At 51.9% G+C, this 25,581-nt stretch carries 22 protein-coding genes; 16 read left to right on the top strand and 6 right to left on the bottom strand.

The window, feature by feature from the left end; genetic code table 11:
• Positions 1 to 3: 3 nt before the first annotated feature.
• The 5 genes from BZK40_RS02360 (at position 4) to BZK40_RS02340 (ending at position 4,359) form a co-directional block, all read left to right on the top strand.
• Complete coding sequence (locus BZK40_RS02360; RefSeq protein ID WP_079934089.1) at positions 4 to 645, top strand: lysophospholipid acyltransferase family protein; 642 nt, start codon at positions 4 to 6, stop codon at positions 643 to 645.
• Entirely contained in the window at positions 638 to 2,398 is a 1,761-nt protein-coding gene (locus tag BZK40_RS02355; RefSeq protein ID WP_079934088.1) for a bifunctional alpha/beta hydrolase/class I SAM-dependent methyltransferase, read from the top strand. Before BZK40_RS02360 ends, BZK40_RS02355 begins: the two co-directional genes overlap by 8 nt.
• Positions 2,388 to 3,692, top strand: a complete 1,305-nt coding sequence (locus tag BZK40_RS02350) for a phosphatase PAP2/dual specificity phosphatase family protein (protein ID WP_253193172.1) — start codon at positions 2,388 to 2,390, stop codon at positions 3,690 to 3,692. The genes BZK40_RS02355 and BZK40_RS02350 overlap by 11 nt, the downstream gene beginning before the upstream one ends.
• Positions 3,668 to 4,069, top strand: coding sequence for a hypothetical protein (locus BZK40_RS02345; RefSeq protein ID WP_079934086.1), 402 nt, complete (start codon positions 3,668 to 3,670; stop codon positions 4,067 to 4,069). The genes BZK40_RS02350 and BZK40_RS02345 overlap by 25 nt, the downstream gene beginning before the upstream one ends.
• Before the next feature lie 98 nt (positions 4,070 to 4,167).
• A complete protein-coding gene (locus tag BZK40_RS02340; RefSeq protein ID WP_008784880.1) occupies positions 4,168 to 4,359 on the top strand; it encodes a hypothetical protein in 192 nt (63 codons plus the stop codon).
• Between the two features lie 44 nt (positions 4,360 to 4,403).
• Here the strand turns inward: BZK40_RS02340 and azoR are convergent, their stop codons facing one another.
• A complete protein-coding gene (gene azoR / locus BZK40_RS02335) occupies positions 4,404 to 5,009 on the bottom strand; it encodes an FMN-dependent NADH-azoreductase (protein WP_003020341.1) in 606 nt (201 codons plus the stop codon).
• A 201-nt stretch (positions 5,010 to 5,210) separates the two neighbouring features.
• Here azoR and hrpA point away from each other — a divergent pair, with 201 nt between their 5' ends.
• The 3 genes from hrpA (at position 5,211) to aldA (ending at position 11,629) form a co-directional block, all read left to right on the top strand.
• Positions 5,211 to 9,113 carry an ATP-dependent RNA helicase HrpA gene (gene hrpA / locus BZK40_RS02330; protein ID WP_032943558.1) on the top strand — a complete coding sequence of 1,301 codons (3,903 nt, stop codon included), beginning with the start codon at positions 5,211 to 5,213 and terminating at the stop codon, positions 9,111 to 9,113.
• Between the two features lie 85 nt (positions 9,114 to 9,198).
• On the top strand, positions 9,199 to 9,990 hold the full coding sequence (locus BZK40_RS02325) for a YdcF family protein (protein ID WP_079934085.1): 792 nt from the start codon (positions 9,199 to 9,201) through the stop codon (positions 9,988 to 9,990).
• 199 nt (positions 9,991 to 10,189) lie between these two features.
• Positions 10,190 to 11,629, top strand: a complete 1,440-nt coding sequence (aldA, locus tag BZK40_RS02320; protein ID WP_079934084.1) for an aldehyde dehydrogenase — start codon at positions 10,190 to 10,192, stop codon at positions 11,627 to 11,629.
• A gap of 41 nt (positions 11,630 to 11,670) precedes the next feature.
• On the opposite strand, the gene BZK40_RS02315 is transcribed toward aldA, so the two are convergent.
• Complete coding sequence (locus BZK40_RS02315; protein WP_079934083.1) at positions 11,671 to 12,597, bottom strand: alpha/beta hydrolase; 927 nt, start codon at positions 12,595 to 12,597, stop codon at positions 11,671 to 11,673.
• Between the two features lie 126 nt (positions 12,598 to 12,723).
• Positions 12,724 to 13,725, bottom strand: coding sequence for a type I glyceraldehyde-3-phosphate dehydrogenase (gene gap / locus BZK40_RS02310; protein ID WP_008784871.1), 1,002 nt, complete (start codon positions 13,723 to 13,725; stop codon positions 12,724 to 12,726).
• Between the two features lie 189 nt (positions 13,726 to 13,914).
• On the opposite strand from gap, the gene cybB reads away from it, so the two are divergent.
• Positions 13,915 to 14,445 (top strand): cytochrome b561, encoded by a 531-nt coding sequence (gene cybB, locus BZK40_RS02305; protein WP_008784870.1) that lies wholly within the window; start codon positions 13,915 to 13,917, stop codon positions 14,443 to 14,445.
• Between the two features lie 38 nt (positions 14,446 to 14,483).
• On the opposite strand, the gene BZK40_RS02300 is transcribed toward cybB, so the two are convergent.
• Positions 14,484 to 15,410: a DMT family transporter gene (locus tag BZK40_RS02300; RefSeq protein WP_079934082.1), complete on the bottom strand. Its 927-nt coding sequence runs from the start codon at positions 15,408 to 15,410 to the stop codon at positions 14,484 to 14,486.
• Positions 15,411 to 15,670: 260 nt separating this feature from the next.
• On the opposite strand from BZK40_RS02300, the gene BZK40_RS02295 reads away from it, so the two are divergent.
• The 3 genes from BZK40_RS02295 to ompA all read left to right on the top strand — a co-directional run bounded on the left by BZK40_RS02295 (position 15,671) and on the right by ompA (position 18,558).
• Positions 15,671 to 16,090, top strand: coding sequence for a translesion error-prone DNA polymerase V autoproteolytic subunit (locus BZK40_RS02295; protein ID WP_032943548.1), 420 nt, complete (start codon positions 15,671 to 15,673; stop codon positions 16,088 to 16,090).
• A gap of 2 nt (positions 16,091 to 16,092) precedes the next feature.
• Entirely contained in the window at positions 16,093 to 17,361 is a 1,269-nt protein-coding gene (locus BZK40_RS02290) for a Y-family DNA polymerase (protein WP_048214134.1), read from the top strand.
• A 150-nt stretch (positions 17,362 to 17,511) separates the two neighbouring features.
• On the top strand, positions 17,512 to 18,558 hold the full coding sequence (ompA, locus tag BZK40_RS02285; protein ID WP_079934081.1) for a porin OmpA: 1,047 nt from the start codon (positions 17,512 to 17,514) through the stop codon (positions 18,556 to 18,558).
• Between the two features lie 700 nt (positions 18,559 to 19,258).
• Here the strand turns inward: ompA and BZK40_RS02275 are convergent.
• Positions 19,259 to 19,756 carry a DUF3828 domain-containing protein gene (locus BZK40_RS02275; protein WP_079934080.1) on the bottom strand — a complete coding sequence of 166 codons (498 nt, stop codon included), beginning with the start codon at positions 19,754 to 19,756 and terminating at the stop codon, positions 19,259 to 19,261.
• Positions 19,757 to 20,092: 336 nt separating this feature from the next.
• Between BZK40_RS02275 and BZK40_RS02270 the strand changes: the two genes are divergently transcribed.
• The 3 genes from BZK40_RS02270 to BZK40_RS02255 all read left to right on the top strand — a co-directional run bounded on the left by BZK40_RS02270 (position 20,093) and on the right by BZK40_RS02255 (position 23,377).
• Positions 20,093 to 20,368: a metal/formaldehyde-sensitive transcriptional repressor gene (locus BZK40_RS02270; RefSeq protein ID WP_003833178.1), complete on the top strand. Its 276-nt coding sequence runs from the start codon at positions 20,093 to 20,095 to the stop codon at positions 20,366 to 20,368.
• Positions 20,369 to 20,400: 32 nt separating this feature from the next.
• Positions 20,401 to 21,519, top strand: coding sequence for an S-(hydroxymethyl)glutathione dehydrogenase/class III alcohol dehydrogenase (locus BZK40_RS02265; protein WP_008784862.1), 1,119 nt, complete (start codon positions 20,401 to 20,403; stop codon positions 21,517 to 21,519).
• A gap of 169 nt (positions 21,520 to 21,688) precedes the next feature.
• Positions 21,689 to 23,377, top strand: coding sequence for a methyl-accepting chemotaxis protein (locus tag BZK40_RS02255; protein ID WP_079934079.1), 1,689 nt, complete (start codon positions 21,689 to 21,691; stop codon positions 23,375 to 23,377).
• A gap of 40 nt (positions 23,378 to 23,417) precedes the next feature.
• Here the strand turns inward: BZK40_RS02255 and pcaQ are convergent, their stop codons facing one another.
• Positions 23,418 to 24,341: a pca operon transcription factor PcaQ gene (pcaQ, locus tag BZK40_RS02250; protein WP_003020288.1), complete on the bottom strand. Its 924-nt coding sequence runs from the start codon at positions 24,339 to 24,341 to the stop codon at positions 23,418 to 23,420.
• A gap of 232 nt (positions 24,342 to 24,573) precedes the next feature.
• On the opposite strand from pcaQ, the gene BZK40_RS02245 reads away from it, so the two are divergent.
• Complete coding sequence (locus BZK40_RS02245; RefSeq protein WP_079934078.1) at positions 24,574 to 25,476, top strand: manganese-dependent inorganic pyrophosphatase; 903 nt, start codon at positions 24,574 to 24,576, stop codon at positions 25,474 to 25,476.
• Positions 25,477 to 25,581 lie beyond the last annotated feature (105 nt).

Genomic DNA, 25,581 nt, shown 5'->3' with positions numbered 1-25,581 from the left:
CTTATGATGAGCTCAATTTTGCGAACGCTGTTTACGCTTTGCATTGTCTGGCCAGTGATATGGCTGTGGCTTGGGCTGCGTATCAGGCATCGGGATCGTCTGCCCATTCGCGGCCCGGCGATTATTGTCGCCAATCACAACAGCCATATGGACGTGTTTGCACTCCTTTCGCTCTTTCCGCTGCGCCGCCAGGCGTCCATTCATCCGGTGGCTGCTGCTGATTATTTCCTGCGTAATAAGGCGATGGCCTGGTTTGCGCTGAATATTCTCAACATTATTCCCATTTCGCGTAAGGGCGGAGAAACCAATCCGCTGGGGCAGTGTGAACAGGCATTACGCGACGGCAAGATCCTGATCCTCTTCCCGGAAGGGACGCGCGGTGAGCCGGGAAAACTGTCACCGCTGAAATCCGGGTTATGGCATCTGAGCCAGCGAGTGCCGGATGTGCCGATTATTCCCGTCTGGCTACGTGGGACGGAACACGTAATGGCTAAAGGGAATCGTATACCGCTGCCGTTGTTTATTGACGTCAATATTGGCAGAGCATTGCGTTTTCATGATGATAAACACCGCTTCATGGACGAACTCAGGCAGCAGCTGTTGCTGCTACAGCAACAAACCACAGGAATGCAGCCACATGAATAATATACGCGTGCCAGACGAGCGACATTTTTTGACCAGCGATAACACCGTGCTGTTTTATCGTCACTGGCCTGCGCCTGCGCCAGGCATGACACCCAAAGTGATTGTTCTGTTCCATCGTGGACACGAACATTCCGGGCGGCTGCAGCATATTGTGGACGAACTGGCGATGCCGGACACCGTATTTTATGCCTGGGATGCACGTGGCCACGGGTACTCGCCGGGTCAGCGTGGTTATAGCCCCTCGCTGGCGCGCTCGGTGCAGGATGTTGAAGAATTCGTACGTTTCGCCGCAGCAGACAGCCAGGCCGCAATGGAAGATGTGGTCGTCGTAGCCCAAAGTGTAGGTGCGGTACTGGCTGCAACCTGGGCACATGACTATGCGCCTGATATTCGTGGACTGGTGCTGGCGTCACCGGCTTTCAAAGTGAAATTGTATGTGCCGTTTGCCCGCCAGGGGCTAACGTTACTGCACCGGCTGCGTGGCCTGTTTTTCGTTAATTCTTATGTTAAAGGCAAATACCTGACGCACGATGTTGATCGCGTGGCCAGCTTTAACCTTGATACTCAGATCACCCGGGCCATTGCGGTGAACATCCTGTTGGATCTCTACAAAACGGCAGAGCGAATTGTCAGCGATGCCGCTGCTATTACGTTACCTGTGCAGTTGCTGGTGTCCGGGGAGGATTTTGTTGTGCATCGCCAGCCGCAGATTGATTTTTATCAGCGCCTGAGGAATCCCCTGAAAGAATTGCATGTGCTGCCGGGTTTTTACCACGACACGCTGGGCGAAAAGGATCGGCACATGGCATTCGATAAAATGCGCGATTTTATTACGACGCTCTATGCTTCGCCGGTGCAGCGCTTTGATTACGGTAACGAAGACCGCTGGAGCCCTGGAGCGGATACCTGGCGGATGCTCAATGGCGGACCTGCGCCGTATTCTCTTGAAGATCTTGCGTACCGCGGTTTGCGCTATGGCATGAAGCTTCTGGGGACGCAATCTACGGGCGTACGTCTGGGGTTTGACACCGGTTTTGATTCCGGCAGTACGCTGGATTATGTCTATCGCAACAAGCCTCAGGGTAGCAGTGCGCTGGGGCGTTTGATTGACAAGAACTACCTGAACAATGTCGGCTGGCAGGGGATCCGCCAGCGTAAGGTTCATTTGCAGATGCTGATTAGCCAGGCAGTCGCTCAGTTGGCGGAGCAGGGCACGCCGGTGCATGTGGTGGATATTGCTGCCGGACATGGACGCTATGTACTCGATGCGCTGGAAGGCGAACCGGCGGTAAGTTCAATTTTATTGCGCGATTACAGTGAGCTGAACGTGAATAAAGGTCGCGAAATGATCGCCAGCAGAGGCATGACTGACATTGCGCACTTTGAACAAGGGGATGCCTTCAACCGCGAACAATTGGCAGCGCTGGAACCTTGTCCCACATTAGGGATTGTCTCCGGTTTGTACGAACTCTTTCCTGACAACACGCTGGTCAAAAACTCTTTGTCCGGGTTGGCAGAGGCGATAGCGCCGGGGGGCGTGTTGATCTATACCGGGCAACCCTGGCATCCACAGCTAAAAACGATCGCCTGGTCGCTGACCAGCCATAAAGATGGTAAAGCGTGGGTGATGCGCGTGCGTACGCAGGGAGAAATGGATGCGCTGGTTCGTGACGCGGGCTTTGAGAAGTGTACACAGCTGATTGATGAATGGGGTATCTTCACCGTTTCTATGGCGGTGCGTCGTGCCTCCTGAGCAGCGTAAAGTCATGGCGCAGGCAGCAGGTTGGTTACTGCTGCTGGCACCGTTTTTTTTCCTTACGTATGGCAAGGTAAATCAGTTTACCGCCTGGCAAGATGCGCAATATCAGAACGTAGGAAGTATCGTTTTTGACTGGGAGTCGGCCATTCCTTTTATTCCGTGGACCATTCTTCCTTATTGGAGCCTGGATCTGTTTTACGGATTATCTCTGTTTGTTTGCACCACGCGTTTCGAACAGCGTCGACTGGTGCTCCGGCTGGTACTGGCATCGGTGATTGCCTGCGGTGGTTTTTTACTGTTTCCGTTGCAGTTTAGTTTTACGCGTCCCGAGGTGACGGGGGCGGCGGGTTGGCTGTTTGCGCAACTGGAGCAGTTCGATCTGCCTTATAACCAGTCGCCATCACTGCATATTATTCTCTGCTGGCTGCTGTGGCGGCATTTCAGTCGCTATCTGTCAGGCGGTTGGCGCAGGCTCTTTGATAGCTGGTTTTTGCTGATTGCTATCTCTGTTCTTACCACCTGGCAACACCATTTTATCGATATTATTACCGGACTGGCAGCAGGAATGCTGATTGACTGGATGGTTCCGGAACAACGCCGCTGGCGCTGGTGTAAACCGGATGCAGCGCGCATGAGGTTGATGCAGCGATACCTGACAGGGGCGGCAGTATGCTTCATTTCTGCAGTGTTGCTGACGCCATGGTTGTTATGGCCTGCGCTGGCGTTGTTGATCGCCGGGTGCGGCTATGCTGGATTCGGTGCAGCAACGACGGCGAAAGATTCGCATGGCCGACTCCCTCCCGCTGTTTACTGGCTGTCATTGCCGTGGCGAGCAGGAATGTGGCTGTCGATGCGTTGGTTTACCCGCCGTTTGCCTGCGGTAAGTTCGGTGGCACCTGGCGTGTATCTCGGTAGTTTTCCGCGCCAGGAGCCAGCACAACATGCGGTACTTGACGTGACCTTTGAGTTTCCTCGTGGACGGGCGACGGCCTTGCGAACGTATCACTGCGTACCAATGCTGGATTTAGTGATCCCGAATGAAACTGAACTTCAGCAGGCGGTGAGCAGTCTGGAGACCCTGCGTGAGACACAGGGCACGGTGTTGGTGCACTGTGCTTTAGGACTATCGCGTAGTGCGATGGTGATTGCGGCGTGGCTGTTGCGCCATGGCCATGCAACCACGGTAGAGCAGGCCGTGGCACAGATCCGTGCGTGCCGCCCACAGGTGGTGCTGACTGATAAACATCTGGAGATGCTGCAACAATGGCAACGGAAAGTGACAACGTAACAGATGGTGAGGCGCTTCGGCATGACTTGTTGCGAAACACGCTGGCAAGCTGGCGCTTCATCCTGCTTTTTTCCCTCCCGCCGATGGTGTGGGTGCTCTTTGTCGCACCGCCAGGCGTCCTGCGTGCCATTATCGCGCTGCTGTGCGCCATTGTCTGGTTTGGCTGCTGGCGATTATGGCTCGATGAGCGCTATTTTTCGCTAATCACTGCACATAACAATGTGCAGGCAGGCGATGCGCTGTGCTTTATCTGGCGTCGTGAGCGACTGAAAACGCTAACGTTGGCCGAGCGCCAGTCCGGCGCATTGCAACAGTGTCGGCATACGCTCTGCCTGGCAGCTATTCTGTGGGCTGTCTGGCTGGTACTGCTTGTGTAGCATTCATCTGGATTATTCATCGACATCGCAATAGTTGCCACACGGCATAAAATGGATGCTGGTATAGTCCAACACCGGTCGCGTCGTAGGGTGAAATCATGTGGCTTCTCAAGTGGTATGTCTGGAATCGTTGGGTATTCAAGCTGTTAAGCCGGGATGTCGCGGAACCGGAACAGTTTTTGCTTCATTGTTGGGAAGAGAATCTGGCGAAATGCAGGGATTATGCAACCATCTGGCGTGATATTAATCGCATTCACGGCAAACAGATACAGATGCAGGGAAAGAAGTAAGTGTCGGAGAAACCCTCCCACCGGATGGTGAGAGGGGGGAATTATCAGGCAGCTACCACGCTGTCGATAGCGGCTTTCGCGTCGGACTGTGCTTTAGACGCCACTTCCGGACCGTAAGCAATACCTTCAGCAAAGACAACATTCACGTCGGTGATGCCGATAAAGCCCAGGAATACGTTCAGGTACGGCGTGATCAGGTCGGTTGGTGTGTCTTTATGAATACCACCACGGCTGGTCAGCACCACCGCGCGTTTACCTGTCACCAGACCTTCCGGGCCTTTCTCGGTATAACGGAAAGTCACACCTGCACGGGCAATCAGGTCAAAGTAGTTTTTCAGCTGCGTTGGGATGTTGAAGTTGTACATCGGCGCGGCGATAACAATCACATCATGCGCTTTCAGCTCAGCAATCAGCTCATCGGACAGCGCCAGCGCTTCTTGCTGACGCGGCGTCAGCGGTGTATCGCTCGGGCGCATCGCACCCACCAGTTCGCCATCCAGTACCGGTACAGGATTTGCAGCCAGGTCACGGACAGTGATTTCATCAGCAGAGTGCTTTTCACGCCACTGTTCAACAAAATAATCAGACAACTGACCTGACTGAGAGTACCCTGCCAGAATACTGGATTTAAGAACTAATACCTTGCTCATGGGTGTTTCCTTTTATGTGTTTGAAGGGGTGGTGCCCCGTTGCTTGTTGACACTTTATTCACAATCCTGTCGCAGTGATAGCGCAATATATCGAATCCTATGTTCGAAATTATTGAACAACACATGAAAAGCGCCGATGTGGTACTCTATACCCATCATCTAAAAGAGATTTAACCCGGCAGAGCACTGCCTTTTAACGCTATGACAGAACAACAAAAATTAACCTTCAACATGTTGCAGCAACAGCTGGACTCACTGATGCTGCGTGACAGACAGCGTTTTGCCCGCCGCCTGCACGGTGTGAAGAAGGTTAAAAATCCTGATGCACAACAGGCCATTTACCAGGAGATGGCGAAAGAGATTGAGCTGGCAGCCGGTAAAGTTGTGCTGCGTGAAGCTGCGCGTCCGGAAATCCGCTACCCGGAAAACCTGCCCGTCAGCCAGAAAAAACAGGATATTCTGGAGGCAATCCGCGACCATCAGGTGGTGATTGTCGCCGGTGAGACCGGTTCGGGGAAAACCACCCAGTTACCCAAAATATGTATGGAACTGGGGCGCGGGGTAAAAGGGCTGATCGGCCATACCCAGCCGCGTCGTCTGGCGGCGCGCACCGTGGCGAACCGTATTGCGGAAGAGCTGCAGACCGAGCCGGGCGGCTGTATCGGTTATAAGGTTCGTTTCAGCGATCATGTCAGTGATAACACCATGGTCAAGCTGATGACGGACGGTATCCTGCTGGCAGAAATCCAACAGGATCGGCTGCTAATGCAGTACGACACCATCATCATCGATGAAGCGCATGAACGCAGTCTGAATATCGATTTTCTGCTCGGCTATCTGAAAGAACTTCTACCGCGTCGCCCGGATCTAAAAATTATCATCACTTCGGCGACCATCGATCCTGAACGTTTTTCAAAGCATTTCAATAACGCGCCGATTATCGAAGTCTCCGGCCGAACGTATCCGGTGGAAGTGCGCTATCGTCCAATTGTTGAAGATGCAGATGACACTGAGCGTGACCAGCTGCAGGCAATTTTTGATGCCGTAGATGAACTGGGGCGTGAAGGGCCTGGCGACATTCTGATCTTCATGAGCGGCGAACGTGAAATTCGCGATACCGCCGATGCGCTGAATAAGCTGGATTTGCGCCATACCGAAGTGCTACCGCTGTATGCGCGTCTTTCAAACAGCGAACAGAACCGCGTGTTTCAGTCGCACAGCGGTCGCCGTATCGTGCTGGCGACCAACGTGGCGGAAACGTCGCTGACCGTTCCGGGAATCAAATACGTAATTGACCCGGGCACCGCGCGTATCAGCCGTTACAGTTACCGCACCAAAGTTCAGCGCTTGCCGATTGAACCGGTGTCGCAGGCCTCTGCTAACCAGCGTAAAGGTCGCTGCGGTCGTGTTTCGGAAGGGATCTGTATTCGTCTGTATTCCGAAGACGATTTCCTGTCGCGCCCGGAGTTTACCGACCCGGAGATCCTGCGTACCAACCTGGCATCCGTTATTTTGCAGATGACCGCGTTGGGGCTGGGCGATATAGCGGCGTTCCCGTTTGTTGAAGCGCCGGATAAGCGCAATATTCAGGACGGTGTGCGCCTGCTCGAAGAGTTGGGGGCGATAACCACCGACGAACAGGCAACCGCATACAAGTTAACGCCGTTGGGCCGTCAGCTGTCGCAACTTCCGGTGGACCCACGGCTGGCGCGAATGGTGCTGGAAGCACAAAAACATGGTTGTGTGCGCGAAGCGATGATCATCACCTCGGCACTGTCCATTCAGGATCCGCGCGAGCGTCCAATGGACAAGCAGCAGGCATCCGATGAGAAGCATCGCCGTTTCCACGACAAAGAGTCTGATTTTCTTGCATTTGTTAACCTGTGGAACTATCTCGGCGAGCAGCAAAAAGCACTGTCGTCAAACCAGTTCCGTCGCCAGTGCAAACTTGATTTTCTGAACTACCTGCGCGTGCGCGAGTGGCAGGATATCTACACGCAACTGCGCCAGGTGGTGAAAGAGCTGGGTATTCCGGTCAACAGCGAACCTGCTGAATATCGGGAGATCCACGTCGCGTTGCTGACAGGTTTACTGTCGCACATCGGGATGAAAGATACCGATAAGCAGGAGTTTACCGGGGCGCGTAACGCTCGCTTCTCGATCTTCCCGGGTTCAGGTTTATTCAAAAAACCGCCGAAGTGGACGATGGTCGCGGAGCTGGTGGAAACCAGCCGCCTGTGGGGACGCATTGCCGCGCGTATCGATCCCGAATGGGTGGAGCCGGTAGCCCAGCATCTGATCAAACGTTCATACAGTGAACCGCACTGGGAACGCGCGCAGGGTGCTGTGATGGCGACAGAAAAAGTCACTGTCTACGGCTTACCGATTGTTGCGGCCCGTAAGGTAAATTACAGCCAGATCGATCCCGCGTTGTCGCGTGAACTGTTCATTCGTCATGCGCTGGTGGAAGGCGACTGGCAAACGCGCCATGCGTTTTTCCGTGACAATCTGAAGTTACGGGCTGAAGTGGAAGAGTTAGAGCACAAATCACGCCGTCGCGACATTCTGGTCGATGATGAGACGCTGTTTGAGTTTTACGACCAACGCATCAGCCATGACGTGGTTTCTGCTCGTCACTTTGATAGCTGGTGGAAAAAGGTCAGCCGTGAAACGCCGGATCTGCTCAACTTTGAAAAGAGCATGCTTATCAAAGAGGGTGCGGAGAAAATCAGTAAGCTGGATTATCCGAACTTCTGGCATCAGGGTAACCTTAAGCTGCGCCTGAGCTACCAGTTCGAACCTGGAGCCGATGCGGACGGTGTGACCGTACATATTCCACTCCCGCTGCTTAATCAGATCGAAGAGAGCGGTTTTGAATGGCAAATCCCGGGGCTGCGCCGCGAACTGGTGATTGCCCTGATTAAGTCGTTACCAAAACCGGTACGACGCAACTTTGTGCCCGCGCCGAACTATGCGGAAGCGTTTTTAGGCCGCGTCACACCGCTGGAACTGCCGCTGCTGGACTCGCTGGAGCGTGAACTGCGCCGCATGACCGGCGTTACCGTTGACCGTGAAGACTGGCACTGGGATCAGGTGCCCGATCACCTAAAAATCACCTTCCGGGTGGTGGATGATAAAAATAAGAAGCTACAGGAAGGACGTTCGCTGCAAGATTTGAAGGATGCGCTGAAGGGTAAAGTTCAGGAAACATTGTCTGCGGTGGCCGATGACGGCATCGAACAGAGTGGGTTGCACATCTGGAGCTTCGGTCAGCTTCCGGAAAGTTACGAACAAAAACGCGGTAACTATAAGGTGAAAGCGTGGCCGGCGCTGGTCGATGAGCGTGACAGCGTTGCCATCAAACTGTTTGATAATCCACTGGAGCAACAGCAGGCGATGTGGTGCGGTTTACGCCGCCTGTTGCTGCTGAATATTCCTTCGCCAATCAAATATTTGCATGAGAAGCTGCCCAATAAAGCCAAGCTGGGGCTGTACTTTAACCCATACGGTAAAGTTCTGGATTTGATTGACGACTGTATCTCCTGCGGTGTGGATCAGTTAATTGACGCCAACGGTGGCCCGGTGTGGACTGAAGAAGGCTTTACCGCGCTGCATGAGAAAGTGCGGGCTGAACTGAACGATACGGTGGTGGAGATTGCGAAGCAGGTCGAACAGATCCTGACCGCAGTGTTTAATATCAATAAACGTCTGAAAGGGCGCGTGGATATGACCATGGCGCTGGGTCTCGCGGATATCAAATCGCAAATGGGCGGACTGGTGTATCGCGGGTTTGTTACCGGCAATGGTTTCAAACGCTTGGGCGATACGTTGCGTTATTTACAGGCTATTGAAAAACGTCTGGAAAAACTGGCTATCGATCCGCACCGTGACCGTGCACAGATGCTGAAAGTGGACAGTGTGCAGCAGGCCTGGCAGCAGTGGTTCAATAAACTGCCTCCCGCGCGCCGTCAAGATGCCGATGTCAAAGAGATCCGCTGGATGATAGAAGAGCTGCGCGTCAGCTATTTTGCCCAGCAGCTTGGTACGCCGTATCCGATCTCCGATAAACGTATTCTGCAGGCGATGGAGCAGATTTCGGGATAAATCGGTGCAGGACCGTAGGCCGGATGAGGTGTAGCCGCCATCCGGCATCTGTACCCGGTAAAGATAAACACCAGGAGTCATCAATATGAGTCAGTTTCTGACACTTTCCGCAACCACCCTTGCGGCTATCAATACCGTAGGGCGATGGCTAGCGCAGAATGATTTTACGGGGAATATCACCGTTCAGTCAGATTGCGTGATTCTGGCAGGGAACGCGGTTATTCCGACCATCGACGCCGCCTGTCGGATCGCGAAAGATCAACAGGTTCCCTTGCTGATTAGCGGTGGCATCGGTCATTCCACGCGCTTTCTGTATGATGCGATTGCCCAGCATCCGCGTTATAACATCATTCGTACTACCGGACGCGCGGAAGCGGCGATCCTTGCCGATATTGCTCACCAGTTCTGGCAAATTCCGGGTGAGAAAATTTGGGTGGAAGATCAGTCGACAAACTGCGGTGAGAATGCCCGGTTTAGCTGTGCATTACTGAATCAGGCGGCAGAAAGTATTCATACCGTCATAGTGGTGCAGGATCCCACGATGCAACGCCGCACAATGGCTACGTTTCAGCGTGTCACCCGCGATGAACCGCATGCGCCGCGCTGGTTGAGTTTCCCTGGTTTCATTCCTGAACTGGCCCAACAGCACAACGGCGTGGATTTTGTGCCCGCCGCAGAAGGTCTGTGGTTGGTAGAACGCTATCTTTCTCTCATTACTGGTGAACTTCCGCGCCTGCGTGATGATGCAACCGGCTACGGGCCCTGTGGACACGATTTTATCGTACATGTCGATATCCCCCAGGACGTCGAGCAAGCCTGGCAGCAGCTAAAAAATGATACCGCGCTGACCGACTTACTGGAGAGCCGTTCTCTGTAATTCTTGCTGCCCGTTTGTCGGCGTTTTACGGCAAACGGGCAGAAATCCCACCTGGTTTTTCTCTTCATTCTTACTTTTCCAGACGCTTTTATGAAGCAGTTCACAGAACCGCCACTCCAGCGATAATGCGTCATGCATGATTGATATTAATTAACAATAGTTTTACTTGTTAAAAACAAATCAATCACAGGAGAGCCGCATGTCAGTACCCGTACAACATCCTATGTATATCGATGGGCAGTTTGTGACCTGGCACGATGACGCCTGGATTGATGTCGTCAATCCGGCCACGGAAGAGATTATCTCGCGTATTCCCGATGGGCGTGCCGAAGACGCGCGTAAAGCGATCGATGCCGCGGATCGCGCTCAGCCGCAATGGGAAGCGTTTCCTGCCATTGAACGGGCAAACTGGTTACGCAAAATTTCTGCAGGTATCCGCCAGCGAGCCGATGAAATCAGCGCGTTGATTGTGGCGGAAGGTGGAAAAATTCAACAACTGGCTGACGTTGAAGTCGCGTTTACCGCCGACTATATCGATTACATGGCGGAGTGGGCGCGTCGCTATGAAGGCGAGATCCTGCAAAGCGATCGTCCGGGTGAGAATATCCTGCTGTTTAAGCGTGCACTGGGCGTGACGACGGGCATTCTGCCGTGGAACTTCCCGTTTTTCCTGATTGCCCGCAAACTGGCTCCCGCCTTGCTGACGGGAAATACCATTGTCGTTAAGCCGAGTGAATTCACACCGAATAACGCCATCGCCTTTGCCAAAATTGTTGATGACATTGGTTTACCGCGCGGGGTCTTTAACCTGGTGCTGGGACGCGGTGAAACGGTCGGTCAGGAGCTGGCCGGAAACCCGAAGGTCGCCATGGTGAGCATGACCGGTAGCGTCGGTGCAGGTGAGAAAATTATGGCCGCAGCGGCCAAAAACATCACCAAAGTTTGTCTGGAGTTGGGTGGCAAGGCCCCGGCTATCGTGATGGACGATGCTGACCTTGAGCTGGCGGTGAAGGCTATTGTTGACTCGCGGGTGATCAATACCGGACAGGTATGCAACTGTGCCGAGCGCGTATACGTTCAGAAAGGTATCTATGACCAGTTCGTTAATCGTCTGGGTGAGGCGATGAAAGCCGTGCAGTTTGGCAATCCGGCCGAACGCAATGACATTGCGATGGGGCCGCTGATTAATGCCGCTGCGCTGGCGCGTGTAGAGCAAAAAGTCGAGCGAGCGGTTCAGGAAGGCGCCCGTGTGGTGCTGGGTGGTAAAGCCGTTGCCGGTAAAGGTTATTACTATCCGCCGACGTTACTGTTAGACGTGCGCCAGGATATGGCGATTATGCACGAGGAGACGTTTGGTCCGGTGCTGCCGGTGGTGGCATTTGATACGCTGGAACAGGCGCTGACGATGGCCAATGACAGCGACTACGGACTGACCTCATCGATCTATACGCAGAATCTGAATACGGCAATGAAGGCGATTAAGGGGCTGAAGTTTGGCGAAACCTATATTAATCGCGAAAACTTCGAGGCGATGCAGGGCTTCCACGCTGGCTGGCGCAAGTCCGGGATTGGCGGGGCAGATGGTAAATACGGTCTGAATGAATACCTGCAAACACAGGTAGTGTATTTGCAGTCTTAAGTTTTTCGCCGGGTGAGCCTGTACGCCACCCGGCGCAATTCTCACACTTTGGTGGCGATCCAGTTCATCATCATTTCCGGCCAGATGGCCAGCGGTAACCCTTGCGCATCGCGAATACCAAATCCGTGCTTACCGCGTTCAAACAGATGCATTTCGACCGGAACGCCCAGCCCACGTAGCGCATTAAAGAAAACCAGGCTGTTTTCTACTTTCACCGCCGGATCGTCGATGGCGTGTAGCAGGAATGTCGACGGTGTCGTGTTATCCACTCGCTCTTCCAGAGAATAGTGGCGCAGATCTTCCTTTTCTGGCGTAGCGCCAACCAGCTCAAGACGAGAGCCCGGGTGACCGATGTCTTCGCGCAGAGTAATCACCGGGTAGACCAACGCCATGAACGCAGGACGCGCAGGTTGCTCGTCTATGCTATCAATCGGTGTATAAACCGGTTCGGCAAACCGGGTTCCCAGGCTGGCGGCCACGTGACCACCGGAAGAAAAGCCCAACACACCGATACGATCAGGGTTAATTTTCCATTCATGGGCGTTGGCGCGAATGTAGCGCATGGCGCGCTGGGCATCGGCCAGCGGCGCGTTTGCACCTTCCTCATGGCCATCACCCGGCATGCGGTAGGTCATCACAAACAGGGTATAACCGCGGGCGTTAAAGAATGGTGCCAGTACGCTGCCTTCTTTATCCATCACCACGCGACGGTAAGAACCTCCCGGTGTAACAAGGATCCCTACGCCGTTAGGTTTTTTGGGGGCATAAACGGTAATTTCCGGGGCACGAATACCGGTGACCGCACGATCATACTGAGATGTTCCTGTATGTCGGGGTTCAGGCGTAAACACCGCATCGCTGTTTTTTGCTCCGGGGGCTTCACTCTGCGGCCAGAATGAGACGGTGGTTGCGTGGGCAACGGCTTGCTCCATCATGTTTTCTAACGTTTCACGACTCAGTGCTTCCATTACTATGCTCCCTCAGTGGCAAAGGTTAGCTATAGCACAGTCAGTGAATCGAAAACGGGTAGAGACTCACAACGTATTGAATTCGCGGGAAATGAAAGAGGGCGGAGGCAGGCCTCCGCCAGAACATTAGAGCTTGATAAATTTATCCAGCGTACGAATAAGCTGGGTGACAAAACCGTATTCGTTATCGTACCAGGCGACGGTTTTTACCAGTTGCAGATCGCCCACTTCGGTAATCTCGGTTTGTGTTGCATCAAATACCGAACCGAAATGCGAGCCAATGACATCTGACGAGACGATTTCCTCGTCGGTATAACCAAACGACTCATTATTTTGCGTGGCTTTTTTCAGCGCGTTGTTGACCTCTTCAGCAGTGACTTTTTTCCCCAATATCGATACCAGTTCCGTGACAGATCCTGTTTTCACCGGAACACGCTGGGCATGGCCTTTTAATTTTCCGCTCAACGCCGGAATAACCAGACCAATGGCCTTGGCGGCACCAGTGGTATGGGGAATGATGTTCTCTGCTGCTGCCCGTGAGGCGCGCAGATCTTTCCCGCGTGGACCATCAACCAGCGACTGCGTTCCCGTGTAGGCGTGGATGGTGGTCATAGTGCCAAGCTGAATACCGAAGCTATCGTGCAGCGCTTTCGCCATCGGTGCCAGGCAGTTGGTGGTGCACGATGCGACCGAGATAATCCGATCGTTCGCATCCATTGTGTCGTCGTTGACGTTAAAGACAATGGTCTTCATGTCGCCAGCCGGGGCGGATATCAGCACTTTTTTGGCCCCTGCATCCAGGTGTGCGTTGGCTTTTTCTGTCGAGGTATAAAAACCGGTGCATTCGATGATTATCTCAGCGCCAGTGGTTTTCCACGGGATATTTTTGGCCTCTTTTTCTGCGTAGACTGCGATTTTTTTACCGTCGACAATCAGCGCGTCTTCGGTAAAGTCGATGCTCCAGGGAAACGGGCCGTAGTTTGAATCGTGCTTTAACAGATAGGCGAGAATTTTGGGCGAGGTGAGGTCATTAATGGCCACAACCTCCACGTTGCTTTTGACTTCCAGTAGCCGACGCAATACCAGACGACCGATACGACCAAAACCGTTAATGCCAATTTTACTCATGGTTTTCTCCTGTCAGGATGAGGCGGTACGACATATTTTCCTTACCAGGCTTAGTCCAGACAGGCATCCTCGGCAATAGCGGTTCTTGCTGTTAAGCGTAAGCGACTGAAAATGGGTGAACAAAAGTTAATGAATTTTTAACAAAAGCCCGTTATGTTGACGCATTATTGTTTTTATTCAGGAAGTGTTATGGGGAATAAGTATTCTGGCCTGCAAATCGGTATTCACTGGCTGGTCTTTTTGTTAGTTATTGTGGCCTATAGCGCCATGGAGTTTCGCGGATTTTTCCCGCGCAGCTATCGTCCCTTATTCAACATGGTGCACGTATCCTGTGGTATCACGATATTAACGCTGATGGTGGCGCGTCTGCTGGTCAGGCTGAAATATCCGGCACCGCCGATTGTGCCAAAACCAAAGCCAATGATGACCGGCATGGCGCATCTGGGGCATCTGGTTATCTATCTGTTGTTTATTGTGCTGCCTATTATTGGGCTGGTGATGATGTACAACCGGGGTAATCCGTGGATTGCATTCGGCATCGTTATGCCGCATGCGGCAGAGGCTAACTTTGATTTAGTGGATATGCTGAAGTCCTGGCACGTGACGCTGGCAAACCTGGGTTATTTTGTTATTGGTCTGCATGCCGTTGCCGCCCTGATGCATCACTATTTCTGGAAGGATAATACGCTATTGCGCATGATGCCGCGTAAACGCTCCTGAGGTAACGCCCCGCAAATGCGGGGCATTTTTTTAGCCGATTAATTTTCGCAGGATGGTGCTTTTCGTACGCTTTGAACCTGGGAGACGCGTTTTTTCAGGCTGACGATAGCCAGCGCAACAACAATCAGCACAATACCGCAACCTTCAACAACGCCAGGCTCTTCACCCAGCAACCACCAGGAAAACAGAACGCCACAGACAGGTACCGCCAGCGTACTTAAGCTGGCAATACTGGCTGGTAAGTTACGCAACACAAACAGCCATAAACTCCATGCCAGCGCCGTCGCCAGCACGGCGCTATAAGCTAATGCCCAGAAAACGACAGGTTGCCAGTCTGGATCTCGCTGTGGAACCAGCCAGGCCACCAGGCTCATCACCAGCGCGGCATACAGCATCTGCCATGCGGTCAGCGCTAACAGATCGATATTCGGATGGCGGGTATACATTCGCTTGGCGACAATCGCGCTGGCCCCCCAACTGATCCCAGAAAGGATCGCCAGTAGCGCGCTCTGCATTGAGGCAAAGTTCAGTTGCCATGGCTGTAAAACCAGCAATAATCCCGCAGCTGCCACGGCAATGGCGAAATACTGTAAACGCCGCATGCGTTCACCGAGGAAAATGGCGGCCATAATCACCACCCAGAATGGCATGGTATAACTCAGTATGGCTACTTTACCTGCACCGCCGCTGACTAGCGCCCATTGTGATAATCCAACCATGCCGCATGTTTGTAGTAAGGCGATCGCTAACGTATAGCCGAAAGGTGTCGGGCGCATTCCTCGGCCACGCAGTAACAGAACGATGAATAACAATAATGCTCCAAAAGAACAGCGTAGTGCAGTGAAGTCGAACGCGCCGATGTAGTGCGTGACCTGTTTCATCGCGATCCAGCTGTAGCTCCAGATGAGCGTTAAGGTGATGAGGCCGCCAATGGCCAGCGGATGACTTTTCCCTGCGGTGGTCATAATGTGTCCGTTTTAATGATTTTAGTACGCCACTATACGCGCTTTCAGGGCGCCGTAGTCGTTATCATTCCGGCTGAGTACATGTCGCGAAAATTTGTACTTTCTTCTGTGGAATAAAACCGAAAATTATTTTTCCAGATAGCATAAACGCTTACCGGCAAGATGATTAAACAACGCTCAGTTCGCCACGTCTGTCACTTGATCACTGTCCTCATTAAAACTACTGTATATAAATACAGTTACATGAGAGGCAGATTATTATGTTGTTTTTCCAGCCAGTAGAACATCGCGAAATCAAACAATTCCCGCTATTTAGCGATCTCGTGCCCTGCGGTTTTCCTTCTCCGGCGCAGGATTACGTTGAGAAACGTATCGATCTTAACGACCTGTTGGTGCAGCATCCCAGCGCAACCTATTTTGTTAAATCGTCTGGCGACTCCATGATGGGGGCAGGGATCGGTGCTGGCGACTTGCTGGTAGTCGACAGTGCCAGAAAAGCGGCCCACGGAGACATTGTGATTGCTGCTATTGAAGGCGAATTCACCGTTAAGCGCCTGCAATTGCATCCGGTGGTGATGTTGAAGCCAGAGAACAGCGCCTACGCGCCGATCATGATCGGCAGCGAGGACACACTGGATATATTTGGTGTGGTGACATTTATCATTAAATCCGCGGGCTGATTATGTTTGCGCTGGTGGATGTTAATTCGTTTTATGCCAGTTGTGAATCGGCATTCCGACCGGACCTGAAAGGTAAACCCGTTGTTGTTCTTTCAAATAATGATGGCTGCGTCATTGCCAGCAGCGCGGAAGCGAAGGCGCTTGGCGTCAATATGGGAGCACCATACTTCAAACAGAAAGATCTGTTCAGGCGCTGCGGCGTGTTCTGCTTTAGTTCGAACTACGAGCTGTATGCGGATATGAGCAGCAGGGTAATGTCGATTCTGGAGGAGCTGTCTCCGCGCGTGGAAATGTACAGTATCGATGAAGCCTTTTGTGATTTAACCGGCGTGCGAAACTGCAGGGATCTTACAGATTTTGGTCGTGAAATCAGAGAAACCATTTTACAGAAAACGCGCCTCACGGTTGGGGTCGGTATCGCCCAGACCAAAACCCTGGCCAAGCTGGCGAACCATGCTGCCAAAAAGTGGCAGGAACAGACTGACGGGGTGGTGGATCTCTCGAATATTGAGCGTCAGCGTAAGCTGATGGCTGCGCTCCCGGTTGATGAAGTCTGGGGGGTCGGACGCCGTATCAGTAAAAAACTGGACGCTATGGGCATTAAAACGGTCTGCGATCTAGCGGATACCGATATTCGCTTTATCCGCAAACATTTCAACGTTGTGCTTGAGCGCACTGTGCGGGAATTGCGCGGTGAACCGTGCCTGGCGTTGGAAGAGTTTGCGCCAGTTAAGCAGGAGATCATTTGTTCAAGATCGTTTGGTGAAAAACTCACGGATTACAATGCGATGAGAGAGGCTATTTGTACCTATGCTGCACGTGCTGCGGAAAAATTACGCAGAGAGCACCAGTTCTGCCGGTTTATCTCTACGTTTATCAAAACCAGCCCATTTTCCCTGAATGAACCGTATTACGGTAACAGCGCATCGATAAAACTGCTGACACCAACCCAGGATAGTCGGGAAATTATAAGGGCGGCCACACGTAGCCTGGACGCAATATGGCGGGAGGGGCTGCGTTATCAAAAAGCAGGGGTCATGCTGGGCGATTTTTTTAGTTCTGGCGTTGCGCAGTTGAATCTGTTTGATGACAACGCCCCACGGCATAACAGCGATAAGCTGATGGCCGTTCTGGATACACTCAATGCTGAAAAGGGTAAAGGAACACTCTATTTTGCCGGACAAGGTATACAACAACCGTGGGCAATGAAGCGAGATATGCTTTCACCGCGTTATACAACGAGATATAGCGATTTACTGCGGGTGGGATAGCCATTGTTATCGTAAATAAGCGTCCAGAGCGATTCTAAAACTGTCCAGAAATAAATAAAAAAACGATTATCAGCCTTCATTAAAAATCTTATTGTAGCGCCGACTAACAGATAACTAACTGACAAACGGCAAGTCTATAATAGGAAATTTATGAAAAAGACGCTTATTACACTCATTATTGCAAATGCGCTGACCGCGACTACGGCATTTGCCGCAGCGGATGCGGGAACCTGGTATGCTGGTGGGAAATTTGGTTGGTCACATTACTTTGATACCAGCGCAAGCCAGCAAACGGGGGCCAATGGTAATAAATATGGTGATGTTGGTTTTGATAGCGATAACGTCGGTGGCGGGGTATTTACAGGCTACCAGATTACTCCATGGCTGGCAGTTGAAGGCGGCTATGATTATTTAGGTAATATGCAATTCAACGGTAAAAATGGTTCTTCTGGTTCTCAAATGAAAAGCCAGGGTCTGCAATTATCGCTGAAAGCAAGTTATGGTTTGACTGATGATTGGGATCTCTACGGTCGTGCAGGGGCAATGGGATATCGCGCGGAGTCAGATATTAAAGGCAATAACCGCTTTGATACTGGTGTGCGTCCGGTTGTGGCTGTTGGTACGGAATATGCCTTTAACAAGAACTGGGCTGGTCGCGTGGAATATCAATGGGTGAGCAATGTGGGTAATGAAAACCAGATTGGCGTATCAAGTGATATTAGTTCCGTTACCGCTGGGTTGTCATATCGTTTTGGCCAGCATGACGACGCGGAGGTTACGCCTGCACCGGCAGTTGCCGCAACTCCTGCGCCTGAACCTCAGCGTTTTAACTTAAAATCTGATGTGATGTTTGGTTATGATTCAGCAGCATTAACCCCAGAAGGGAAAGCGGCGATTGCGCAGTTATACCGAAATCCCGGTCTGCAACCGGCCAAAGACAAAGCGACCGTTGTTATTGGCTATAGCGATCGCACCGGAGCCGCAGATTATAACCAGCAACTGTCAGCCCAGCGCGCGCAGGCTGTTGTCGATGAATTAGTCGCGTTAGGCATGCCAGCTGCAAATATTACTGCACAAGGACATGGTTCGAGTGATTCTGTCACGGGATCCAGTTGTGATGGGCAGACCGGACAGCAGCTGATTAATTGCCTTGCTCCAGATCGCCATGTCGTTGTTGAGATCACTGATAAGTACTAAATCGGTGTACAAAAGCCCTCCACATTATCGAATGGGGAGGGCTTTTTTATTCGCACAGTGAACTATCATTAACTGTGACAAATTAAAGATGTTAGAGCGTAATTATGTTCATAGAATCCTTAGTTTCGAGAGCTAAAGGTAGATTATGGCGTTATTTTCTGCCACGGTTTACTCTGAAAAATCATGTGGATGATCAAGTATATAATTACTATGGCGTTTATTTTTCGGATGTAAAACAAGAAAAATATCAGCTTGTGAGCCTAAGAGGCAAAAATGTTGTGCTTGAAATGCTGAATAATATCCGTTCCCTCGCGATGGCCTGTGATGAGGTATTGATAAATCTGCTGCGGTGAACCATAAATTAGTAATCCTGGTTGCCCTGGGCGTTATCGTTCGGTTTTTTCATTGGGGTGGAAAGTTCCGTGAATGTTGCGGTGACGTCCTGATCGGGGCAGTGATCATGGTGTTTGCAACAGCTCACCTCCCAAACGTAACGTTCACTATCCCGCAAGTTGGCGAGGTCACATTTACACACAATGAGATCGTGTTTGTGTTGCGTATGCTCGGTTATAAGGGGCTGAAGGAAGTTATCTTCGGGGTATTAAAAAACGGTTTGGTATCGATTTGCGCAAGCTTATAGCGCAACGAAAAAATAATTAAGGGGAATGAAGCCCATACGAATTAACGGGCTTTACATAGATTACTTTAGACTGATGTTCGGCAAGATATCCTGTCTGGCTACAGATTGAACTTTCCAGGCCCCGCCTTCCTGCACCATACAGTCGATAACGGTATGTGCTTTATTCGTTCCAAACGACACATAAACTTGCATACACACGGGATCATAATCTGACGACACAATCTCGATCTGCCGCCAGTCTTCACTATAATCCTGGGCTTTGATAAACATATCAGAGTCCGGTACGTCTTCGGTATTGGGGTCAGCCGCATTAGATTTTTTCAATGCGGCAATCGTGCTGGTAGTGACGTAAGGTTTAAGTCCAGCGTAATCCGTTAAAGGATTTTTCTCTTTTAACAATTGTGCAATATACCAGTGATTAAATTTCAATGCTGCTGCCTCTGGGCCAGTAGGGGAAACAGTCGCGAACGCGGAAGTGCAGATTAATAGGCTGGTAAATATTAATAATTTCATATCAATTGTGCCGAATTTCAATATTTGGGAAATGATATTAGACACTAATCATCAACCAATTAGCTAAACAGTTATACATCAAAATCAGCCGCCCTCGGGCATTTTTTTATTGCCAGTAATCAGCACCCAGCTCCATCGCAGCGTAGTGACTATTAGAAGGTGGTTGACCGCCGCCAGCGGGAACTGGCGACAGTCATTCATACCCACATAGCGCTATGGATATAAACCGGGGGTCCGTTTGCCTGCACAGGCGATAGTAAACGGGTGTCCGCATATATCCGATAACAGCTTAATCTAAGCTACTGATATTAAATAAATCATATATTTTACAGCCAAATAACAAATCTGATAGTATACCCCCCTATAGTATCTGGAGGGCGTATGCCGCATTCACCTGAAGACAAGAAACGCATTCTCACCCGTGTACGCCGTATTCGCGGTCAAGTTGATGCGCTTGAGCGTGCACTGGAATCTGGCGAACCGTGTCTGGCTATCCTGCAGCAAATTGCCGCTGTGCGCGGTGCATCAAATGGCCTGATGGGCGAAATGGTTGAGATCCATCTGAAAGACGAGCTGGTCAGTGGGGAAACTACGCCAGACCAGCGTGCCGTGCGCATGGCTGAAATCGGCCATCTTCTGCGTGCTTATCTAAAATAACATCATCACCTCGCAATAATGGGAAGAGACAAATGAAATCACGTGCAGCAGTTGCATTCGGCCCCGGCCAACCGTTAAAAATTGTCGAAATCGACGTCGCACCGCCAAAGAAAGGTGAAGTGCTGGTTAAAATTACCCATACCGGCGTGTGCCACACCGACGCCTTTACGCTCTCTGGCGACGATCCGGAAGGCGTATTCCCGGCGGTACTTGGCCATGAAGGTGGCGGCATTGTGGTTGAAGTAGGCGAAGGCGTCACCAGTCTGAAGCCGGGCGATCATGTGATCCCGCTGTACACCGCAGAGTGCGGCGAGTGTAAGTTCTGTAAATCGGGTAAAACCAACTTGTGCCAGGCCGTACGTGCGACCCAGGGCAAAGGTCTGATGCCGGATGGCACAACGCGCTTCTCGTATAACGGTGAGCCGATTTATCACTATATGGGCACCAGCACCTTCAGCGAATACACCGTTTGCGCGGAGATCTCTCTGGCGAAGGTTAACCCGCAGGCCCCGCTGGACAAAGTGTGTCTGCTGGGTTGTGGCGTGACCACCGGTATCGGAGCAGTCCATAACACCGCAAAAGTGAAAGAAGGCGACACCGTCGCCGTATTTGGTCTGGGCGGTATTGGTCTGGCGGTAATTCAGGGAGCGGTGCAGGCGAAAGCCGGGCGTATTCTGGCCGTTGATACCAATCCGGAAAAATTTAAGCTGGCAGGTGAAATGGGCGCGACCGATTTCATCAACCCGAAGGATTACGACAAACCGATTCAGGATGTGATCGTTGAGCTGACCGACGGCGGCGTGGATTTTAGCTTTGAATGTATCGGCAACGTTAACGTGATGCGCGCGGCACTGGAATGTTGCCATAAAGGATGGGGCGAAAGCATCATCATTGGCGTGGCGGGAGCAGGGCAAGAGATCAAAACGCGTCCGTTCCAGCTGGTTACCGGGCGCGTCTGGCGCGGTTCCGCGTTTGGCGGTGTGAAAGGGCGTACTCAGCTTCCTGGCATGGTTGAAGAAGCAATGAGCGGGAAAATTCAGTTGGATCCCTTTATTACCCACCGTTTACCACTGGAGCAGATTAACGAAGCGTTCGATTTAATGCATCAGGGTAAGTCCATCCGTACCGTTATCCACTTTGGCGATAACTGATTCATTGGCCAGCGGATTTAACCGCTGGCACTTTCCTGAATTTTTTAGAATTATGTTGTGAAAGTGTGACGAATCCGGCGCTTTTCACGGTAAGTAAACTTCCCGGATTGCCGATGACTATCTAACGGGCGTGTTTTCACGCATAAACCCTACAAGAGAGTCGACGGTCATGGACAACACTACATCGATGCAAGCCCAGCATAAACTGGGCTTTCTGCATCAAACCCGGCTGGTTCCGCTGTTTTCCTCCATTCTCGGTGGCATCCTTCTGCTGTTCGCCTTAAGTTCCGGACTGGCAAGCTATTTTCTTATGCAGGCCGATCGCGATCAGCGCGACGTGACCGATGAGATTCAGGTCAGGATGGGGTTATCTAACAGCTCTAACCATTTACGTACCGCACGTATCAACATGATCCACGCCGGCGCGGCGAGCCGTATTGCCGAAATGGATGACATGAAGGCCAATATTGCCGAGGCCGAAAAACGGATCAAGCAGTCGCAGGACAGTTTCAATGCTTATATGTCACGCGCGGTAAAAACGTCTGCCGATGAAGCGTTAGATGCTGAACTGAGCGCCAGCTTCAAAGCCTATATCGACGGCTTACAGCCTATGTTGAAGTACGCTAAAAACGGCATGTTTGAAGCAATCATCAACCATGAAAATGAACAGGCCAGACCGCTGGACTCTGCTTACAACAAGGTGTTGTTAAAAGCGATCGACATTCGTACCGCAAGGGCGAACCAGTTAAGCGAACAGGCGCACCAGCGTACACAGCTCGGCATGGCTTTTATGCTGGGTGCATTCGTTCTTGCGCTGGCGCTGACCGTAATGACGTTCATTGTTCTGCGCCGCACGGTCATTCATCCTCTGTTACGCGCGGCCAAGCGTATTGAGCAAATTTCCGCGGGCGATCTGACCATGCAAGATGAACCGACCGGGCGCAGCGAAATTGGTCGCCTGAGCCGCCATCTGCAGACAATGCAACGATCGTTGGGGAAAACGGTGGGTACGGTACGTCAGGGTGCGGAAGAAATATACCGCGGTACTAGTGAGATTTCGGCGGGTAATACCGATTTGTCTTCACGTACTGAACAACAGGCCGCAGCGATTGAACAAACGGCAGCCAGCATGGAAGAGCTGACCGCCACGGTGAAGCAAAACGCCGACAACGCGCATCACGCAAGTAAGCTGGCAGAAGATGCGTCCGGTAAGGCCAGTCGGGGCGGTCAGATGGTTTCTGGCGTGGTGAAAACCATGGGCAATATCTCAACGAGTTCGAAGAAAATCTCCGAAATCACAGCCGTGATTAATAGCATTGCTTTCCAGACCAATATCCTGGCGCTGAACGCGGCGGTTGAGGCGGCGCGGGCAGGAGAGCAGGGGCGTGGATTTGCCGTGGTCGCTAGTGAGGTCCGTACGCTGGCAAGCCGCAGCGCTCAGGCGGCAAAAGAGATTGAAGGATTGATCAGCGAATCAGTCCGACTGATTGACCAGGGCTCCGGAGAAGTCGTCGCGGCGGGCAATACGATGACGGATATTGTCGATGCGGTAAAACGCGTGACCGATATCATGCTGGAAATCGCGGCGGCTTCTGATGAGCAGAGCCGGGGTATCGTACAGGTGAGCCAGGCGATATCAGAAATGGATAAAGTTACGCAGCAAAATGCCTCGCTGGTTGAAGAAGCATCGGCAGCGGCGGCCTCTCTCGAAGAGCAGGCTGCGCGCTTAACGGAAGCCGTAGGTACATTTCGCTTAACGGGAACGAGTGCAATTAAACGCCCTCCCGTAACCACTACGCCTGACCATTCGCGTCCGCAGACGGCAACGGCCAGTGGCGATAACTGGGAAACGTTTTAACAATAAATTAAGGGACCTGATGGTCCCTTAATATTTGGCATCAAAACGGTACGGTTTTGCGTATTGCGGCGATAAGGATCTGCGCGGCCTGGGAGAGTTGCACATCGACACGGGTAAGAATACCGATGGGTTCACCCGCACCGTGGGTAGGTATCGGCAACGACACCAGCGTCGCCTGGCGTAAATCCTCTCTAACCGCGCCTGAAGGGACAAACCACACATAGTCGTAATCAACCGTCAGCTGGCGGGAAAGCGATGCTGACAGCGTTTCAATGCAGCCTGGCGGCATTTTACAACCCTGACTTTGCAACAATGCTTCTGCGTGCTGGCGAGGCGCGGTTCCTTTTGGCGAAACCACCACCGGCCACTCCATTACCCGACTTAACGTGATGGTTTCCTGCAACAGCGGATGGTTAGGGCGCACGACCAGTTTAAGTGATTCCAGAAACAACAATTCATAGTTCAGACCGACCATTAATTCCGGATCGGCCATGCGACCAATGCCAAGATCGATTTCCCCGGATTTTAAACCTGCCAGAATCATCGGATTGCTCATGGTGGCGACCTGTAGCGTGGTCTCCATTTGCTGCTTGTGGAAAGGACCAATTACCGCAGGCAGAATGCCCAGTGCCGCGGTGGGTAAGGCCCCGATCCGTACGACATCAGTCTGCGATTCTTCGCGCTGATTTAACGCTTGTCCGGCGGTGTTGAGCGCATCCAGCACTCTTACCGCGTGGGTAAGAAACTGTTCTCCGGGCAGCGTTAACTGCGCGCCAAGGCGGCCACGCTCAAAGAGACGGGTACCGGTCAGTTGCTCCAGTTCATTTAGCGTTTTGGAGAGAGCCGGTTGGCTCAGGTTAAGGGTCTCAGCCGCGCGCCCCAACGTTCCCTGCTGTGCAACGGCGACAAAAGTATGAAGGTGGCGCAAGCGAATGCGCTGATTGAACAGAACATTTTTTTCCATAAGCGATGTTAAAAACAGAGCCGTATCGGTGACAAGTAAAGTTGTTTGTTTTTGATAACCTGATAGCAAAATATTATTAACATTTATCATGTTTTACTTACAACTGATTTATTTTGCTTATGTTTTGTACAGCATTGCTGGGTGGTGGGATCATGGAAGGGAGTGTGCCCAGTCGTTATACTTTGGTGATTGTTTACTTTTGAACGATTTCTCTTTCACAAGGCACTGATGAATGATACATGTAATAGGGCACCTTAATCCCGATAGCGATGCCATCTGCACCGCCGCAATGACGGCGCGTTGGCTTAGTTTACGTGGCCAGCAGGCGACGGCATGGCGTTTGGGCGAGCCTAATCGCGAAACGCAGTTTATCTTTGAGCATGCGGGGCTGACGATGCCTGAACGGTTGACGTTTGAACTGACCGATCGTGATGTCTGGCTGGTCGATTTCACCGAGCCGGCCCAGGGACCGGAATCGTTAACAGAAAGTAACGTGGTTGGAATTATCGATCATCACCGACTTGGTGGGTTAGTCACCCGTCTGCCACCGGAAGTGTGGGTGAAGCCTGTCGGCAGTAGCGCAACCCTGCTGTGGCAACTGATGACGGAGGATGAACGCAACCAGTTATCTTCCGCTGAGGCTGTTTTACTGCTCGGCGCCGTATTGAGTGACACCGTCACGCTTCGTTCACCAACGACGACCACTGACGATCGCCAGGCGGTTGATGCGCTGGCCCAAAAAACCGGAGTGGATCTTGACGCTTTCAGTCGCGACCTGCTGTCAGCCAAAACAAGCGTGGAAGGGATGAGCGCCCGCGAGCTTCTGCAGAAAGACATTAAAACCTTCACCATCCATGGGCATTCAGTTTGTGTAGCGCAGCTTGAACTGTATGCGCTGCAACAGGTGGATGCGGTGCTGGACGATCTCCGTCAGGAAATGGCGCGCTATGCAGAAGAAAAGAACGCTGCGTTAGTCGTGCTGATGCTCACTGACATCAATCTGGGGGATACCAGCTTATGGTTTGCTGGAGCAGAACTTTCAGACATCCCGCAGCCTTGCAAGGTAGAAGGTATGCTTAGCCGTAAAAAACAGATGCTGCCCTGGCTGGAAAGTCATTTGAAACAACGCCAGTAGGTACTGTTCATCGTTTGTATGGGTGGGAAGTTTACGCGGGGTCACACTTTGTAAATTCTTCCCACCGGAGTCAGCGGCGTTTTCTACACTCCAGGTAATATTCAC

It is taken from the genome of Citrobacter portucalensis, from assembly GCF_002042885.1.
Lineage (GTDB): Bacteria > Pseudomonadota > Gammaproteobacteria > Enterobacterales > Enterobacteriaceae > Citrobacter > Citrobacter portucalensis.
This window is presented reverse-complemented; position numbering and strand designations above follow the sequence as displayed.